At 65.7% G+C, this 14,870-nt stretch carries 21 protein-coding genes; 12 read left to right on the forward strand and 9 right to left on the reverse strand.

Going from position 1 to position 14,870, the window contains the following annotated elements; all coding sequences use genetic code 11:
* Window positions 1-191: 191 nt before the first annotated feature.
* A complete protein-coding gene (locus tag ACQR03_RS33185) occupies window positions 192-584 on the reverse strand; it encodes a hypothetical protein (RefSeq protein WP_315752728.1) in 393 nt (130 codons plus the stop codon).
* A gap of 153 nt (window positions 585-737) precedes the next feature.
* Window positions 738-962: a hypothetical protein gene (locus ACQR03_RS33190; RefSeq protein ID WP_315735660.1), complete on the reverse strand. Its 225-nt coding sequence runs from the start codon at window positions 960-962 to the stop codon at window positions 738-740.
* A gap of 328 nt (window positions 963-1,290) precedes the next feature.
* Here ACQR03_RS33190 and ACQR03_RS33195 point away from each other — a divergent pair, with 328 nt between their 5' ends.
* The 6 genes from ACQR03_RS33195 to ACQR03_RS33220 all read left to right on the forward strand — a co-directional run bounded on the left by ACQR03_RS33195 (window position 1,291) and on the right by ACQR03_RS33220 (window position 4,677).
* Entirely contained in the window at window positions 1,291-1,737 is a 447-nt protein-coding gene (locus tag ACQR03_RS33195) for a nuclear transport factor 2 family protein (RefSeq protein ID WP_315733967.1), read from the forward strand.
* 134 nt (window positions 1,738-1,871) lie between these two features.
* A complete protein-coding gene (locus tag ACQR03_RS33200; protein WP_315714089.1) occupies window positions 1,872-2,138 on the forward strand; it encodes a hypothetical protein in 267 nt (88 codons plus the stop codon).
* A 181-nt stretch (window positions 2,139-2,319) separates the two neighbouring features.
* Window positions 2,320-2,760 carry a nuclear transport factor 2 family protein gene (locus tag ACQR03_RS33205; RefSeq protein ID WP_315714088.1) on the forward strand — a complete coding sequence of 147 codons (441 nt, stop codon included), beginning with the start codon at window positions 2,320-2,322 and terminating at the stop codon, window positions 2,758-2,760.
* A 130-nt stretch (window positions 2,761-2,890) separates the two neighbouring features.
* Complete coding sequence (locus tag ACQR03_RS33210) at window positions 2,891-3,817, forward strand: hypothetical protein (protein WP_315752727.1); 927 nt, start codon at window positions 2,891-2,893, stop codon at window positions 3,815-3,817.
* Between the two features lie 151 nt (window positions 3,818-3,968).
* Complete coding sequence (locus ACQR03_RS33215; protein ID WP_315714086.1) at window positions 3,969-4,382, forward strand: hypothetical protein; 414 nt, start codon at window positions 3,969-3,971, stop codon at window positions 4,380-4,382.
* A gap of 157 nt (window positions 4,383-4,539) precedes the next feature.
* A complete protein-coding gene (locus ACQR03_RS33220; protein WP_315752726.1) occupies window positions 4,540-4,677 on the forward strand; it encodes a hypothetical protein in 138 nt (45 codons plus the stop codon).
* Window positions 4,678-4,733: 56 nt separating this feature from the next.
* Here ACQR03_RS33220 and ACQR03_RS33225 read toward each other — a convergent pair whose 3' ends face one another.
* The 3 genes from ACQR03_RS33225 to ACQR03_RS33235 form a co-directional block, all read right to left on the reverse strand.
* Window positions 4,734-4,883 carry a hypothetical protein gene (locus ACQR03_RS33225; RefSeq protein WP_315714401.1) on the reverse strand — a complete coding sequence of 50 codons (150 nt, stop codon included), beginning with the start codon at window positions 4,881-4,883 and terminating at the stop codon, window positions 4,734-4,736.
* Between the two features lie 109 nt (window positions 4,884-4,992).
* The gene (locus ACQR03_RS33230; RefSeq protein WP_315752725.1) at window positions 4,993-5,472 is read right to left on the reverse strand and encodes a MaoC family dehydratase; all 480 of its coding nucleotides are present in this window, start codon (window positions 5,470-5,472) and stop codon (window positions 4,993-4,995) included.
* The gene (locus ACQR03_RS33235; RefSeq protein WP_315714379.1) at window positions 5,472-5,933 is read right to left on the reverse strand and encodes a MaoC family dehydratase; all 462 of its coding nucleotides are present in this window, start codon (window positions 5,931-5,933) and stop codon (window positions 5,472-5,474) included. Before ACQR03_RS33235 ends, ACQR03_RS33230 begins: the two co-directional genes overlap by 1 nt.
* Before the next feature lie 221 nt (window positions 5,934-6,154).
* Here ACQR03_RS33235 and ACQR03_RS33240 point away from each other — a divergent pair, with 221 nt between their 5' ends.
* Complete coding sequence (locus ACQR03_RS33240; RefSeq protein ID WP_315714083.1) at window positions 6,155-6,445, forward strand: DUF4282 domain-containing protein; 291 nt, start codon at window positions 6,155-6,157, stop codon at window positions 6,443-6,445.
* A gap of 15 nt (window positions 6,446-6,460) precedes the next feature.
* Here ACQR03_RS33240 and ychF read toward each other — a convergent pair whose 3' ends face one another.
* The 4 genes from ychF to ACQR03_RS33260 all read right to left on the reverse strand — a co-directional run bounded on the left by ychF (window position 6,461) and on the right by ACQR03_RS33260 (window position 9,444).
* Complete coding sequence (gene ychF, locus ACQR03_RS33245) at window positions 6,461-7,558, reverse strand: redox-regulated ATPase YchF (RefSeq protein WP_315714082.1); 1,098 nt, start codon at window positions 7,556-7,558, stop codon at window positions 6,461-6,463.
* A gap of 41 nt (window positions 7,559-7,599) precedes the next feature.
* Window positions 7,600-8,205 (reverse strand): aminoacyl-tRNA hydrolase, encoded by a 606-nt coding sequence (pth, locus tag ACQR03_RS33250; RefSeq protein WP_315752724.1) that lies wholly within the window; start codon window positions 8,203-8,205, stop codon window positions 7,600-7,602.
* A 72-nt stretch (window positions 8,206-8,277) separates the two neighbouring features.
* Window positions 8,278-8,967, reverse strand: coding sequence for a 50S ribosomal protein L25/general stress protein Ctc (locus ACQR03_RS33255; RefSeq protein ID WP_315714080.1), 690 nt, complete (start codon window positions 8,965-8,967; stop codon window positions 8,278-8,280).
* A gap of 186 nt (window positions 8,968-9,153) precedes the next feature.
* Window positions 9,154-9,444, reverse strand: coding sequence for an accessory factor UbiK family protein (locus ACQR03_RS33260; RefSeq protein ID WP_315714079.1), 291 nt, complete (start codon window positions 9,442-9,444; stop codon window positions 9,154-9,156).
* A 256-nt stretch (window positions 9,445-9,700) separates the two neighbouring features.
* Here ACQR03_RS33260 and lgt point away from each other — a divergent pair, with 256 nt between their 5' ends.
* The 5 genes from lgt (at window position 9,701) to ACQR03_RS33285 (ending at window position 14,330) form a co-directional block, all read left to right on the forward strand.
* Window positions 9,701-10,558, forward strand: a complete 858-nt coding sequence (lgt, locus tag ACQR03_RS33265) for a prolipoprotein diacylglyceryl transferase (RefSeq protein ID WP_315752723.1) — start codon at window positions 9,701-9,703, stop codon at window positions 10,556-10,558.
* The gene (locus tag ACQR03_RS33270; RefSeq protein WP_315714077.1) at window positions 10,555-11,682 is read left to right on the forward strand and encodes a class I SAM-dependent methyltransferase; all 1,128 of its coding nucleotides are present in this window, start codon (window positions 10,555-10,557) and stop codon (window positions 11,680-11,682) included. The genes lgt and ACQR03_RS33270 overlap by 4 nt, the downstream gene beginning before the upstream one ends.
* A 20-nt stretch (window positions 11,683-11,702) precedes the next feature.
* Window positions 11,703-12,449 carry a peptidoglycan editing factor PgeF gene (gene pgeF / locus ACQR03_RS33275; RefSeq protein ID WP_409998670.1) on the forward strand — a complete coding sequence of 249 codons (747 nt, stop codon included), beginning with the start codon at window positions 11,703-11,705 and terminating at the stop codon, window positions 12,447-12,449.
* 198 nt (window positions 12,450-12,647) lie between these two features.
* A complete protein-coding gene (locus ACQR03_RS33280; protein WP_315752719.1) occupies window positions 12,648-13,211 on the forward strand; it encodes a hypothetical protein in 564 nt (187 codons plus the stop codon).
* Window positions 13,212-13,376: 165 nt separating this feature from the next.
* Entirely contained in the window at window positions 13,377-14,330 is a 954-nt protein-coding gene (locus ACQR03_RS33285) for a ribose-phosphate pyrophosphokinase (protein WP_315714378.1), read from the forward strand.
* Window positions 14,331-14,870 lie beyond the last annotated feature (540 nt).

Here is a 14,870-nt window from a genome sequence, read left to right on the forward strand (position 1 = left end):
AATGCCATGATGCGCGACCGAAAACCTTATGCGATCACTCCATCAACATAACAGTTGCCGGCGTTCGCCGGGACGACGATGGAGTTGGTTGAGACAGACGCGCGCCATCCTCGCCGACGTGTCGGACGAGCCGCGGCGCACACGAGCGCTGCGCCGAAGCTGACGCCATGCTTCGCGGGACGGCGCCCGCCTCACCCCGTCGCCAGCACCGCGACCGACAGTAGCGCCAGCATCACGGTCGAGCCCAGGAGCTGCAGCGATGCCTCGGGCTGCGTGCGCCAGCGCAGCACCTTGTCGGCGAGACCAAGGGTCGCGTCGTAGAACACCGGCGCGTAGGCCTGCTTGAGCACGCGCTGAAAGCGCGGCCCCGCAGCGGAAGTCATCAGCACGTGGATGATGGTCGCGCTCGCGACGAAGCCGATGATGCCGGGCCGCAGCGCCGTGCTGTGCGCCAGCTTGAGGATCAGCGCGGCGCCGGCATAGGTTGGAATGGCCTGGAACAGCGCGGTCAGCGCCATGCCTTCGAACAGGTTGAGCAGCGCCGCCTTCGGCGCGGAGGGGCTGGGAGAGGCGACGGTGAGCATGGCCCGGACATCCGGTTGCGGCGGTCCTCGGCGAGGACCGGACCGCTCCCGTCTAACCGGCCCGCCGGATGAGGACCGTGAGCCCCGTCACGCGAGGCCAGCGCCGCCGGCTGGGATGAGGGCACGCCGAGGACGGTCGACGCGCGGCATCGACTAGGTCCGGCCCTGCCCGTTCACCTGGCCCTGTTGCTGCTGCTGACGCTCCTGCTCCTTGGCGCGGTGACGGCCATAGAGGCAGCCGGCGGCGGCGCCGAGCACGCCGTGATGGCCGGCATAGTGGCCGGCCACGCCGCCGACGATGGCGCCCTTGATGCACCCCTTGGCCTCGGCGGCCTGCGTCGACAGCAGCGCCAGCGCTGCGACGGAGGCGGCAAGCATGGTCTTCGTGATCGACATCGTCATGATCGAGCTCCGCAAGAATGGTGCGAGGTAACGGCGACGCGGCGGGGCGGTTCCCGCCTCGCAACCGGCATGACGCATTGCGCGAACCTTATCGCGCGCGGTGATGACCCAAGAGCTGAGAAATGAGCTGAGAGATGAGCCGAGAGTGGACTGAGACATGATCGTGACGCGATCACTCGCCAAGCTTCCGTTCACCGTACCGGCGCATTGAGCCGGCCGACGGTCACACAGGTGGTTGACGGCCGTCCGCCGGCATCTCCAGAACGAGATCGCCGACGCGGACATTCCCGTCAGTGGAGACAGGATGATCGAGCACATCAACAAGCAGCGCGTGCGCAAGCTGCTCGAGGCCCATGCCGCCGGCGATTTCGACAGCGTGCTGGCGCATTGCACCGACGACCTCGAGCACTTCGCCTCGGCGCCGATCGACATCTTCCCCCATCTCGGCGGCCGCCGGGGCAAGGCCGAGGTGCGGCAGATGTGGGAGACGGCGCGCAGCCGCTATGCCGAGGTCCGGCACGAGATCAAGACCATGATCTGCGAAGGCGACCAGGTCGCCGTGGATCTGCGCATCTTCCTGCGCAAGCGCGACAACGACCGCATCGTGCAGTACGACCTCGCCGCCTTCTACACGCTGCGCGACGGCCGCGTCGCCCGCATCCGCGAGATCATGGACACCTACGACCTGGTGCAGCAGGTGCTCGAATGCGATCTCAGCCGGCTGCTGATCGCGGGCGCCGCCCGGCCCTGAGGCCGGCACGGCCGTAGCGGACCAGGGCCTGGACCAGCCGATCACGCAAACGTCACCACCCGCCGCCTCGTCGCCTTGAACCTGTGGCCCGGGCTCCGCACCCCATCAGCGGTGGTATACGGGGCATCGGTGACATGAGAATAGCATTCCTGGCGATGGCCGGACTGGTGATGGGCGTCGTCGGCGGCGCGACGATCGGAGTAGGGCTTGGACTGGCCTGGATCGAGCTGTTCAACACCAGCGAATTCGAAGGCTATGCGGGCATGCTGGTGTTCTTCACCTTCATGCCGCTCGGCGCCCTGATCGGCGGCCTCGCCGGCGCCACCCTGTTCGGCATGGCCGCCTTCCGCGACCACGAGGTCGCGATCGCGCAGCAGCGCATGCAGCATGAAGGGCGTTAGGGCGCGGCGACCGGCGGTCGCGCGCATTTGTGCAATGCAAAAACAGCCGTTGCGCGCGCAGGTGGTTGATTTATGTGAGGCTCAAGAGAGATAGATTCGGCGCCCCGGCGCGCGATGTCCGTTGCGACGTCGCCTTGAGGCCGGCGCGCCCCCTTGCAAGCCAGTTCAGGATCCCGAGCCGATGACGGAGCACAGCCTCTGGCGTCTGTCGCGCGCATTGCATGGCGCGATCAACGACCGCCGTTTCGACGATTTCGCCGAACTTCTCGATGACGACATCGACTGGGCCATCTACGGCCCGATCGACATGTTTCCCTTCCTCGGCGCGCGGCACGGCCGCGCCGCCGTGCTCGACGCCGTCAGGCAGATCGCGGACAATGTGAGCATCCGCCGGCTGGAGCGCGAGACCTTGATGCTGGACGAGACCAGCGCGGCGACCATGGTCCGCTGCGCGATGACGGCGCAGGATTCCGACAAGCCGATCACGGCGCGGCTCGCGCAATTCATGCAATTCCGCGCCGGCAAGCTCGCGCGGCTGCGGATCCTGATCGATACGTTCGATCTGGTCGAGCAGACGCTCGGCCGCCCCATCGACCTGCCGCGCATCGGCAGCTTCGCCTGAGCCCGCCGGCGTGTTGGATTGTGGTCACACTCACCGGCAACCCAACACATCGTGACTGGCGCAGCCATAATTTTGCGCCAAGATTCCACCATATTCCGGCACACAGGTTCGGGCGGCGGGGGTTGCTCTCATGACATCGTATGGTTGCGCGCTGGCGGTTTTCACGGCCGGCTTCGGCCTTCTTGCGTCCGCCGCGCCGGCCCAGACGCTGATGCAGGCGCCGCAGCCGCTGCAGATCACACCCTGGCAGCAGATCGCGCCGGAGCCGGAGGACGAGGACAAGTCCGAGGACCAGGCAGCGGCCGACCCGATGAAGGACATCGACGTCGAGAAGCTCGACTGGAGCCAGCTCGCGATCGACGACACCACCTTCCTCGACCGTCCCGAAGCGGCCGCGGCGGCGAAGCGCAAGGCCGCCGCAGAGAAGGCCGCCGCGCTCGACTGGTCGAACCAGAACAAGGGCAGCCTCGCCTCGGGCGTGTCGGTCAAGCAGTCGGTGTCGCCGTTCTGGGACGCCCGCGTCGGCGCCGACATGACGGTCGCGCGGCAGCCGACCACGATGTCGGAATTGCTGGCGGAGAAGGCCGAGAACGGCGGCAATGCTCCGGAATCCGGCGGCTCGGCCTGGGCGGCCGTCACCGCGCCGGGGGCCGGCTCGATCTGGGACAAGACCGCCATCGAGGCCCGCGTCGATCCCGGATCCGATCACAGCCGGCTCGGCACCACCATCACCAAGGCGGTGCCGATCGATCACTACAATCTGACCCTGCAGAACGGCTACAACGTCACCCAGCAGGGCATGGTGCCGATTCCCGGCGCGGCGCCGAAGACCAGCCGCAGCTTCGACACCGAGCAGTCCGCCAAGCTCTCGATCGGCGACACCGGCACCAGCGTCACCGCCGGCCAGACCCTGTCGTCGAGCGACGACAAATGGCTGCGCAAGGTCGGCGCGGAGCAGAAGCTGTCGGATGGTCTCAGCATCTCCGGCTCAGTCAGCGAGACCGCGCAGGGCGGCACCAGCAAGAGCATCTCGGCCGGCTTCAAGCGGAGCTGGTGACGTTCACCATTGCGGCAGCCCGCCACGAATGATCGAACGTTCGCCGCAGCTTCGCCGCGGTGCGGCCCAATTTGGCCGCACTGATAGGCTTTGAGAAGTTCGTCGTGCGGGGACACCGCGCTCGCTTGAACGCGAAATGAGGAATTAGCCGATGAATGTCATTCGTCCGGACAAGATCGATGGAACTGAAGCCGAGCTGGATACGGATCTGGCCGCGGTCTCCGAAGTCGAGGCCGGCATTCGTGATTTCGTCCGTAACGATATCGCCTATCTGCGCCGCCCCAATGCGGCCGCCACGGCCGAGGCCTCGATCGATGCCGATGCAGCAGTGAACAGCGTCACCACGCTGATCCAGCGCGTCGCCGGCACCTCGCTGTCGGAGATCGAGAACCTGATCGGAGAGCTCGAGAGCCTGCGCGAACTGCTGCATGCCGAGGGCCAGCGGGTGCAGCGCGAGATCGCGAGCTATGCACAGCTCAGCCAGGCGGCGATGAAGTCGACCCGGGCGATCGCCGAGAACGTCACGCAGTGGAAGCGCGCCGCCGACGGCCTGCGCAGCAGCTGAACATTCTTTCCGGATCTTGAAGAGGGCCGCCGTGCGAGGCATCGCGCGGCGGTTTTCGTCTTTGCAGCGCCGCGTCCTTGAACGCGCTCCGGCCCTCCCGCGACCAACTTCCGCCGCTCTCGTGGCGGGCAGGTTGCGTCAGGGGGATGTCGCTCTCATGGAAACGATCCGGCCGCACAACACCGATCCGATTCCTCTGCGGCCCAAGCCTCAGCGGATCGGGACCATCATGGTCCGTTTCGTCGGTTTGCTGGTGGTGGCGATGGCGATCATGGTGCTCATCTGGAGCCGCTAGATCGCCTCTACGAACAGGACCGCGTGGTCCGTTCTGGTTAACGAGTAGTTAAACCGTCACTCGTTGATCGTCGCTGACGTCTCGAGCGAATACGATCCGTCCGCGTAGCCCTTCACGACCATTCCCGTCGCGAGCATCACCGCGAGCGTCACGCTGGCAAAGATAAAGCCGAGGAGTTTCAGACCACCGCGATCTGCCATACTCATCCCCCACATCCTGATCCCTGATTGGCTGTCTTATAGAGTCGGAGTTCAGAATGCGTTAGCGCGAAGTTCGTTCCGCGCCGACAATCCTACGAAGCGTGACCTTTTCGCCTCAACCGTTGTTCCGTCGAGGGACGAAGGCCGACGCAAGCACAGAGAACACCAGCTCGTCGCGCTGATTGATGCCGGTATTGCGCGCCTGCAGGATGCCCCACTCCGGGCGCGAGGCCGACTCGCGAAGCGAATCAATCGCGCTCGAGAAGCTGATCGTATCTCCTGCAAGCACCGGCTTGTGCCAGCGCAGATCACGGAAGCCGGGAGAAGGACCTCCGAGAGCGATCGGCTCGCCACGCATGCGCGCGATCTCCAGCAGTCGCTGATTGTCCGCGATGATCAGCTTCATGCAGACCGAGCCGATGTGCCATCCCGATGCCGCGAGCCCGCCGAACAGCGACCGGCGGCCCTCTTCCTCGTCGAGATGAAAGCGCTGCGGATCGAATTGAATGGCAAAGCGCTTAATCTCTTCGGCAGTGAACGTGTAGGAGCCGAGCTCGCGGCGCTGGCCGACCTGAAGATCCTCGAAAAAGCGCATCAGCCCACCTGCCCGCGGCTCTCACGGCGCTCGACGATGATGGGAGAAACCATCTCGCAAAGTCTCATGCCAGCCTTGTTGCGCACGCTGCATTTGAAGGTGACGATCCCGGTCGACGGACGGCTCCGCGACACCCGCGCTTCCAGAACCTCCACATCGAGCATCAGCTCATCGTCAGGACGCAGCGGCGACAGCCACCGGACCTCGTTGACGCCCGGCGAGCCGAGCGAAGCGGTGCGGCCGATGAAGCCGTCGAACATCATGCGCATCATCAGCGAGCAGAGGTGCCAACCCGAGCCGGACAGACCCTTGAGCATCGACTGCGAGGCAGCCAGTTCGTCCAGATGCATCGGCTGCGGATCAAACTCAGACGCGAAGGCGATGATCTCGTCGCGGGTGACGTGTCGCGGGCCGAAGCTGCCGAACGGGCCTTGCGGAAAATCTTCGAAGGTGAGGGTCATGAGGCTGGGAATGGCTGAAAGAAGCCCGATTGTGGCCGCACTTTGCAGCAATCACAACCGGGCCGCTCGCATGGCTGACGCCCGGTCCAGTCGCAAGAGAGTGCCAGAAGGCGCCATATACCGGAACGAATTCGGCTGCCGCCGATGCCGTCTGGCGCGCAATTCGAGCACGACTTAAAGACGGATTTGACGACCGATTCGGACGTGGCCGGGGGATCAGGATGTTGGAATTTCGCGATTTGTTCCAGTGGGACCGCTTCATCACGCCCACCATCATCAAGACGTTCTATTGGCTCGTGATTGCGCTGATCATCCTGTCGGGAATTCGCGGCATTTTCACGGGCCTCTCCGAAATGGCGATCAGCCCGTTCGGCGGTTTCCTGATGCTGTTGTCGTCGCTCGCCGGCATCATCGTCGGCATGGTGTTCTCGCGCATCATCGCCGAGTTCGTGCTGATCGTCTTCCGCATCAACGAGCATCTCGGCGCGATCCGCGAGCAGGGGCGGATGTAGCCGCCCCGCACGGCCTTAGTTGTTGAAGCGGAAGTGCATGACGTCGCCGTCGGCGACGACATACTCCTTACCTTCGAGGCGCAGCTTGCCACCCTCGCGGGCGCCCGCCTCGCCGCCGAGCGCGACATAGTCGGCATAGGCGATGGTTTCGGCGCGGATGAAGCCCTTCTCGAAATCGGTGTGAATGACGCCGGCCGCCGCCGGCGCCTTGGTGCCGCGGTGGATGGTCCAGGCGCGCGCTTCCTTCGGACCGACCGTAAAGTAGGTGATCAGGTCGAGCAGCTGATAGCCGGCGCGGATGAGCCGATCGAGACCTGCCTCTTCGAGCCCGAGCGTCTCCAGGAAATCCACCCGCTCCTCGCGCGACAGCGTCGCAATCTCGGACTCGATCTTGGCCGAGATCACGACGGCGACCGCGCCCTCCTCCTTGGCGCGCTCAAACACCGCCTTTGAGAAGCTGTTGCCGTCCTTGGCCGAGCCTTCCTCGACATTGCAGACGTAGAGCACGGGCTTGGAGGTGAGCAGTCCGAGCATGCCGAAGGCGCGCTCCTCCTCCGGCTTGCGCTCCAGCAGCCGCGCGGGCTTGCCGTCGCGCAGCAGCACCAGAGCACGGGTGACCAGCTCGTACTGCTCCTTGGCGTCCTTGTCGCCGCCCTTGGCCTTCTTGGCGAGGTTGTCGACCCGCTTCTCGAGGCTGTCGAGATCGGACAGCATCAGCTCGGTCTCGATGGTCTCGATGTCGGCGAGCGGGGCAATCTTGCCCTCGACATGGGTGATGTCGGAATCCTCGAAGCAGCGCACCACATGCGCGATCGCGTCGACCTCACGGATGTTGGCGAGAAACTGGTTGCCGAGGCCTTCACCCTTGGAGGCGCCGCGCACCAGTCCGGCGATGTCGACGAAGGTCAGCCGCGTCGGAATGATCTGGCCCGACTTGGCGATCGCCGCGAGCTTTTCCAGCCGCGGATCGGGAACGGCGACCTCGCCGACATTCGGCTCGATGGTGCAGAACGGATAGTTCGCGGCCTGCGCCGCCGCCGTCTCCGTCAGCGCGTTGAACAGCGTCGACTTGCCGACGTTGGGCAAGCCGACGATCCCGCATTTGAATCCCATGATCCGTCTCGCATCCTCTTGAGGCGAGGGCCCGGGGCGCCTTACGCGGCGCCGACATCGCCCTTGTCCAGAAAACCTTTGGCCTGCAGCGCCAGATGCACCTTGTTGGCGAAGGTGGAGTCGCGCCGGCCCGTCAACAAACCCGCATTGTCGGCCACCGCCTCGCACAGCGCCTCGACCCAGGGCATCTCGGACTTGGCGAAGTCCGACAGCACATGGCCGTGCACCAATTCCTTGACGCCGGGATGACCGATGCCGAGCCGGACGCGGCGATAGTCGTTGCCGAGATGCGCCGAGATCGAGCGCAACCCGTTATGGCCGGCAATGCCGCCGCCGACCTTCACGCGCAGCTTGCCCGGCGACAATTCCAGCTCATCCTGAAACACCGTGACGTCGCCGACGCCGAGCTTGAAGAAGCTGGCCGCTTCCTGCACGGCGCGGCCGGATTCGTTCATATAGGTCGTGGGCTTGAGCAGGATGACGCGCTCGGAGTCGAGCGTGCCTTCCGAGGTCTCGCCCTGAAACCTGCGTCGCCACGGCGAAAAGCGGTGACGCCGCGCGATCTCGTCAACGGCCATGAAGCCGATATTGTGCCGGTTGCGCGCATATTTCGCGCCGGGATTGCCGAGGCCGACAAACAGCAGCATGACGCGGCATCCGCCCCCGCCGTCGCTTCGAGAAGCACGGGACCCGCCCGTGCTTCCCAGAAGCGGAACGGCTTACTTCTTCTTGTCGCCGCCAGCCGGCGCCTTGGCAGCGGCCGCGGGAGCCTTCGCAGCGGCAGCCGGAGCAGCAGCAGCGGGCGCCGCTGCGGCGCCAGCAGCCGCCTTCTGCTCCTCGCCATAGCCCGACGGCGGCACGATGGTGACGAGCGTCGCGTCGTCGCGCGAGAGCGTCTTCACACCGGTCGGCAGCTTGACATCGGAGATGTGCAGCGAGTGGTTGATCTCGAGCGCGCTGACATCGGCCTCGATGTACTGCGGAATGTTCTCCGCGAGGCACTCGAGCTCGAGCGTGTGGGTCACGATGTTGACCGTGCCGCCGCGCTTGACGCCCGGCGCGCCTTCCGAGCCCACCACATGCAGCGGCACGCTGACGCGAATGGTCGCGCCCTGGCCGAGCCGCATGAAGTCGACGTGGATCGGGAAGTCCTTGACCGGATCGAGGTGGAAGTCGCGCGGGATCACCCGGTGCTTCTTGCCGTCGAGGGTGACGTCGAAGATCGTGGTCAGAAACCGGCCTGCGAGGATGCGCTGGCGCAGCTCGCGGTCTTCCACCGAGATCGGCAGCGGGGGCTGGTTGTCTCCATAAATCACTCCGGGCACTCTCCCGGCGCGACGCTCTGCCCGTGCGGCCCCCTTGCCGACTGACGGACGGGCGGTCGCCTTCAGTTCTCTGACGGTCGCCATCGTGTTAAGTCCTTGTTTTAAAAAGTTAAAGGCCGCAATGCGGCCCGTTGCTGGACGTCCTTCGGCAAGCCTCCAGGGGTGCGGGGGCCGCGGACGTGGCGGCGTTCTAGCGGCAAACCCGGGAAATGACAAGGAAATGAAGGGGCCGCCTGCCCCTCCCGTCCCAGGGCGACCCCGGCCGCGGCGTCAGCCATCCGCGCTGCCGGCGCCCGGCGGCGTGCCGGCCGCACCACCCAGCTTGGCTTCCAGCGCCGCGATCCGCGCCTTCAGCGCCTCGTTCTCCTCGCGGGCGAGCCGGGCCATGTCCTTGACCGCCTCGAACTCCTCGCGCTTCACGATGTCCAGGTCGTTCAGGATCTTTTCCGCCTGGTTGCGGATGACGGAATCGACCTCCCGCTTCATGCCCTGGGCGGCACCTGCGGCATCGTTCATCAGGCGGCCGAGTTCGTCGAAAAACCGGTTGTTGGTCTGGGTCATGTGAGAAACTCCGCGTCCCGCGACGAGCAAGATAATGGAAGACAGAATGGCGATCCCTGTCGCCGCCCGCAAGATGGGCCGTCTTGTCATGCCTTGGTTTCCTTGTCATCGTACTTGTTGCGCCGGCCCGCGGCGCTGGTATGAGCAGCCCTGAGATCACATCGCGCCGCGCCCGTTCATGTGGCGGGGCTCGTTCGAAGCCCGCATCGCCCGGGGGCTTCCGGAAGCGGGACGCCGTGTCCACGAAAGCCAGTGAATGACGCCTCTCCTCATCGATTTCCCCGTGTTCGATCCGGTTGCGATCGCGATCGGCCCGTTCGCGATCCGCTGGTACGCGCTGGCCTATATCTGCGGCATCGTGATCGGCTGGCTCTACGCTCGCTCGCTGCTCAAGAAGGAGCGGCTGTGGGGCGGCCCGGCGCCGGTGTCGCTGGTCCAGCTCGACGACTTCATCCTGTGGGTCACGATCGGCATCATCCTCGGCGGCCGCACCGGCTACGTGCTGTTCTACAACCTGCCGTTCTTCATCGATCATCCGATCGAGATCTTCGAGCTGTGGAACGGCGGCATGTCGTTCCATGGCGGCTTCATGGGCTGCGTGCTCGCCGTGATCTGGTTCGCCCGCCGCAACGGCCTGCCGATCCTCTCGCTCGGCGACGTCACCACCGCGGTCGCGCCCATCGGCCTGCTGCTCGGCCGCATCGCCAATTTCATCAATGGTGAGCTGTGGGGCCGTGCCGCCGATACAAGCGTGCCCTGGGCGATGATCTTCCCGCGCGATCCGACCCACCTCCCGCGCCATCCGAGCCAGCTCTACGAGGCCGGCCTCGAAGGCATCGTGCTGTTCATCGTGCTGGCGATCATGATCCGGTTCGGCGCGCTGAAACGGCCCGGCCTGATCCTCGGCAGCTTCATCACCCTCTATGGCGTGGCGCGCATCACCAGCGAGCTGTTCCGCGAGCCCGACAAGCAATTGGGCTTTCTCTGGGGTGGCCTGACCATGGGCATGGTGCTGTCGGTGCCGATGCTGATCATCGGCGCCATCCTGGTGGCGCGGGCGCTGCGCAAGCCCGCGACACATCAAGCCACTCCCCCGCTGCAGGCCAATCCGTGATCGAAACCTCTCCGCTCCACACCGAGATCAAGCGGCTGATCAAGGCATCCGGACCGATGCCGGTCTGGCGTTACATGGAGCTGTGCCTGATGCATCCGGAGCACGGCTACTACATCTCGCGCGATCCGCTCGGACGCGAGGGCGACTTCACCACCGCCCCCGAAGTGAGCCAGATGTTCGGCGAGTTGCTCGGACTGTGGGCGGCCTCGATCTGGAAGGCGACGGGATCGCCGCAGCAATTCCGGCTGATCGAGCTGGGACCCGGCCGCGGCACCATGATGTCGGATGCGCTGCGGGCGCTGCGCGTGCTGCCGCCGCTGTACCAGACGATCTCGGTCCACCTGGTCGAGGTCAATCCTGTCCTGCGCGAAAAGCAGAAGGCGACGCTGACCGGCCTGCGCAACGTCAACTGGCACGAGAGCTTCGACGAGGTGCCGGAGGGCCCCAGCGTCATCTTCGCCAACGAGTATTTCGACGTGCTGCCGATCCACCAGATGATCAGGCGCGAGACCGGCTGGCACGAGCGCGTCGTCGAGCTCGACGAGGAGGAGAACTTCGTCTACGGCGCGGCCGCCGATCCGACGCCCGGCTTCGAGCTGCTGCTGCCGCCGCTGGTGCGCGCCGCGCCGGCCGGCGCGATCTTCGAATGGCGGCCGAACATGGAGATGATGGCCATCGCCAGGCGCATCCGCGACCAGCGCGGCGCCGCCGTCATCATCGATTACGGCCATGTGCGCAGCGACGTCGGCGACACCTTCCAGGCCATCGCCCGTCATAGCTTCGCTGATCCCCTCAAGACACCGGGGCTTGCCGACATCACCGCCCATGTCGATTTCGACGCGCTGGCGCGGGCCGCGGAAGCCGTCGGCGCGCGCGTTCACGGCCCGGTCACGCAGGGCGAGTTCCTGCAGCGGCTCGGCATCGAAACCCGCGCGCTGACCCTGATGCAGAAGGCGTCGCCGGAAGTCTCGCAGGACATCGCGAGCGGGCTGAAGCGCCTGACCGGCGGCGGCCGCGGCGGAATGGGGTCGCTGTTCAAGGTGCTCGGCATCTCCGATCCGGCCATTCCGGTGCTGGCGGGCATCAGCGACGAACACACCAACGAGAACACGGGAGGCGCATGATGCTGGTATCATCGGATGTGATGTCCGCGATCCCTGGCCTGCGCCACGCCTTCTTCACCCGCGAGGGCGGCGTCTCCGACGGCATCTATGCCGGCCTCAATGGCGGGCTCGGATCGAATGACGTGCCGGAGAACGTCCGGGAAAACCGCCGCCGCATGGCCGCCCATCTCGGCGTCGCGCCCGACCAGTTCCTCAGCCTGCACCAGATTCATTCGCCCGACGTCGTGGTTGCGACCGGGCCCTGGGACGGCCCCGTCAGGCCGAAGGCCGATGCGCTGGTGACCGCAACGCCGAATCTCGCGATCGGTGTCACCACGGCCGATTGCGGGCCGATCCTGTTCGCCGACCCCGAGAGGCGCGTCATCGGCGCCGCCCATGCCGGCTGGAAAGGCGCGCTCACCGGCGTGCTCGAAGCCACGCTGCAGGCGATGGAGGAGCTTGGCGCCGAGCGCGGGCAGGTCATCGCCGCCGTCGGACCCCTGATCCGCCAGCCGAGCTATGAAGTCGGCGCCGAGTTCGTCACGCGCTTCCTCGACGACGACGCCGAGCACGCGCGCTTCTTCCTGCCCTCGACGCGCGACGGCCACGCAATGTTCGACCTCGCCGGCTTCATCCGGATGCGGCTGGAAAACGCCGGCGTGCTGCTGATCGACGACCTCGGCCTCGACACCTATGCCGATGAGCGCTTCTTCAGTTACCGCCGCTCTGTGCATCGCAGGGAGCCGGACTATGGCCGGCACGTCCATGCCATCATGCTCGAAGGCTGAAGCGGGGCGCCATTGTGGCCGCATGTGGATTGCTTAACCCTTTCTGTACAACTGAGTGCACTCTGTCCCAATCTGTGGCAGCCGCGACCTAGACGTTAATCGATTTTAACGATATCGCTCCCGACGATGAGGGGAGCGCCGACACCACTTCGACGGATCAGCCGCGCTGCGCAGCACGCCTGCGTTGCCGTTTTGCTGATGACGTCCGCTGCAACGCTCGGCGGCTGCGCGACCAGCAGCGGTGGCCCGTCCAACGCCTATGCGATGGCGCCTGCATCGGATAGCGCCACGATCGCCTTCGAGCAGATCGACGGCCCGCCGCCGCAGATCTTCGACCGCATGGTCAGCGTGCTCGACAGCGAGTCCAAACTGCGCAGCCTCGCCATCGTGTCGCGCGAGGCCCCTGCAGCGTATCGTGTCCGCACCTATCTCTCCGCCCAGGTCGTCAGCGGCAAGAGCGTGATCGCCTGGGTGTTCGACGTCTATGATCGCAATCAGCAGCGCGCGCTGCGGCTGTCGGGCGAAGAGCCGGTCGGACGCGGCGGCCGCGATCCGTGGAACAATGTCGACGACATGGTGCTTCGGAAAATCGCGCAGGCGGGCTTCAGCGGACTTTCGAACATGCTGAACGGCACCGCGCCCGCCGACGGCGCGCCACCGGCGGCACCGGCCACCCGCGGCCCTGCGGTCGCCGTGGCCGAGCCCGCGTCGCCGGCGTCCGGCGGCACCAGCGTCGCGGCCCTCGGCTACACCGACCATTAGGCAAAGAGGCGCATTTTGCGCCGTTTTTGACCGGGAAAAACACCTGCGGCGGGTTGCCATGCGCGCGGTGTCCTTGATATCACCTCGCCCGTGCAAAACTGCCGGTTCCATGGATAGCCCGATATGCTGAACAAGGTCTCCAGCGAGACGCGAGGAGAATTCACGATGTCGGCCAAGAACGGCTCCATCAAACTCGTCGCCGGCAACTCCAATCCGGCTCTCGCCGCCGGCATCGCCGCTGAACTTGGGCTGCCGCTGACGAAAGCGGTGGTCCGGCGCTTCGCCGACATGGAGATCTTCGTCGAGATCCAGGAGAACGTCCGCGGCTCCGACGTCTTCATCATTCAATCGACGTCCTATCCGGCGAACGACCTGCTGATGGAGCTCCTGATCATCACCGATGCGCTGCGCCGCGCCTCCGCGCGCCGCATCACCGCCGTGGTGCCCTATTTCGGCTATGCGCGGCAGGATCGCAAATCGAACTCGCGCACGCCGATCTCGGCCAAGCTCGTCGCGAACCTGATCACCCATGCGGGCGTCGACCGCGTCATGACGCTCGATCTGCACGCCGGCCAGATCCAGGGCTTCTTCGACATCCCGACCGATAACCTTTTTGCCTCGCCGCTGATGGTGCGCGACATCAAGGATCGCTTCGATCTCTCCAACCTCATGGTCGTCTCGCCGGACGTCGGCGGCGTGGCGCGCGCCCGAGGCCTGGCCAAGCGCATCAACACGCCGCTCGCCATCGTCGACAAGCGCCGCGAACGTCCCGGCGAGTCCGAGGTCATGAACGTGATCGGCGACGTCTCCGGCCACACCTGCATCCTGATCGACGACATCGTCGATTCCGGCGGCACCCTGGTGAACGCGGCGGATGCGCTGCTCAAATACGGCGCCAAGGACGTCTACGCCTACATCACGCATGGCGTGCTCTCCGGCGGTGCCGCGTCCCGCATCACCTCGTCGCGGCTGAAGGAGCTCGTCATCACCGACTCCATCATGCCGACCGAAGCGGTCCGCAACGCCCCCAACATCCGCACGCTGGCGATCGCGCCGCTGATCGCCGAGGCGATCGGCCGCACCGCGGCAGAAGAATCGGTGTCGAGCCTTTTCGACTGACCTCGGTTGTCTGCGAACGTCGCCTCATCCTTCTCGCGCTAGAACTCGATTTGGCCCACCCTCCCCTGGAGGGGGAGGGTCGATCGCACGCGAAGCGGGCGAGCGGGGTGGGGTGATCTCTCCGCAGGCTCTGGTGCAAGTGGAGAGATCACCCCACCCCGCCTCACGTCTCGCTTCGCTCGTCGTGATGCGACCCTCCCCCTCCAGGGGAGGGTGGGCAGCTTGCCCCGTACGCCGTCATTGCGAGGAGCGCAGCGACGCCCGCGGTGTCTTTCATGGCAACATTGTCTGCCGACATCTGGCGATGCAGCTCCGCGATCTCGCGACGCATTTTGCGTCCGAGCTTTGCTCATCGTGCCGCCCTCACGAGATGAAGGGCGCAGGGAAGGCCGGGCGCTGGCCGCGCCCGTGGCCCGCCTGCTGAAAAAAATGCAGGCGGCAGGTACCACAGGTCTGGCCGAACACACCGGCGGATTCAATTGGTCGTCGCAACACTCGATGAGGAGGTTGCGATGGGCATTCGAAAGAAACGGTCAACGC

The organism is Bradyrhizobium sp. HKCCYLS3070 (genome assembly GCF_051167575.1).
In the GTDB taxonomy this organism is placed as follows: Bacteria; Pseudomonadota; Alphaproteobacteria; order Rhizobiales; family Xanthobacteraceae; genus Bradyrhizobium.

Bases quoted from the DNA above. Each gene is read 5' to 3' on its own strand.
- ACQR03_RS33210 (WP_315752727.1), top strand. From the start codon at position 2,891: ATGACATCGTATGGTTGCGCGCTGGCGGTTTTCACGGCCGGCTTCGGC.
- pgeF (WP_409998670.1), top strand. From the start codon at position 11,703: ATGTCCGCGATCCCTGGCCTGCGCCACGCCTTCTTCACCCGCGAGGGC.
- ACQR03_RS33260 (WP_315714079.1), bottom strand. From the start codon at position 9,444: ATGACCCAGACCAACAACCGGTTTTTCGACGAACTCGGCCGCCTGATG.
- ACQR03_RS33240 (WP_315714083.1), top strand. From the start codon at position 6,155: ATGTTGGAATTTCGCGATTTGTTCCAGTGGGACCGCTTCATCACGCCC.
- ACQR03_RS33185 (WP_315752728.1), bottom strand. From the start codon at position 584: ATGCTCACCGTCGCCTCTCCCAGCCCCTCCGCGCCGAAGGCGGCGCTG.
- lgt (WP_315752723.1), top strand. From the start codon at position 9,701: ATGACGCCTCTCCTCATCGATTTCCCCGTGTTCGATCCGGTTGCGATC.
- ACQR03_RS33235 (WP_315714379.1), bottom strand. From the start codon at position 5,933: ATGACCCTCACCTTCGAAGATTTTCCGCAAGGCCCGTTCGGCAGCTTC.
- ychF (WP_315714082.1), bottom strand. From the start codon at position 7,558: ATGGGATTCAAATGCGGGATCGTCGGCTTGCCCAACGTCGGCAAGTCG.
- ACQR03_RS33285 (WP_315714378.1), top strand. From the start codon at position 13,377: ATGTCGGCCAAGAACGGCTCCATCAAACTCGTCGCCGGCAACTCCAAT.
- ACQR03_RS33255 (WP_315714080.1), bottom strand. From the start codon at position 8,967: ATGGCGACCGTCAGAGAACTGAAGGCGACCGCCCGTCCGTCAGTCGGC.
- ACQR03_RS33230 (WP_315752725.1), bottom strand. From the start codon at position 5,472: ATGCGCTTTTTCGAGGATCTTCAGGTCGGCCAGCGCCGCGAGCTCGGC.
- ACQR03_RS33225 (WP_315714401.1), bottom strand. From the start codon at position 4,883: ATGAGTATGGCAGATCGCGGTGGTCTGAAACTCCTCGGCTTTATCTTT.
- ACQR03_RS33280 (WP_315752719.1), top strand. From the start codon at position 12,648: ATGACGTCCGCTGCAACGCTCGGCGGCTGCGCGACCAGCAGCGGTGGC.
- ACQR03_RS33195 (WP_315733967.1), top strand. From the start codon at position 1,291: ATGATCGAGCACATCAACAAGCAGCGCGTGCGCAAGCTGCTCGAGGCC.
- ACQR03_RS33220 (WP_315752726.1), top strand. From the start codon at position 4,540: ATGGAAACGATCCGGCCGCACAACACCGATCCGATTCCTCTGCGGCCC.
- ACQR03_RS33215 (WP_315714086.1), top strand. From the start codon at position 3,969: ATGAATGTCATTCGTCCGGACAAGATCGATGGAACTGAAGCCGAGCTG.
- ACQR03_RS33190 (WP_315735660.1), bottom strand. From the start codon at position 962: ATGCTTGCCGCCTCCGTCGCAGCGCTGGCGCTGCTGTCGACGCAGGCC.
- pth (WP_315752724.1), bottom strand. From the start codon at position 8,205: ATGCTGCTGTTTGTCGGCCTCGGCAATCCCGGCGCGAAATATGCGCGC.
- ACQR03_RS33200 (WP_315714089.1), top strand. From the start codon at position 1,872: ATGAGAATAGCATTCCTGGCGATGGCCGGACTGGTGATGGGCGTCGTC.
- ACQR03_RS33205 (WP_315714088.1), top strand. From the start codon at position 2,320: ATGACGGAGCACAGCCTCTGGCGTCTGTCGCGCGCATTGCATGGCGCG.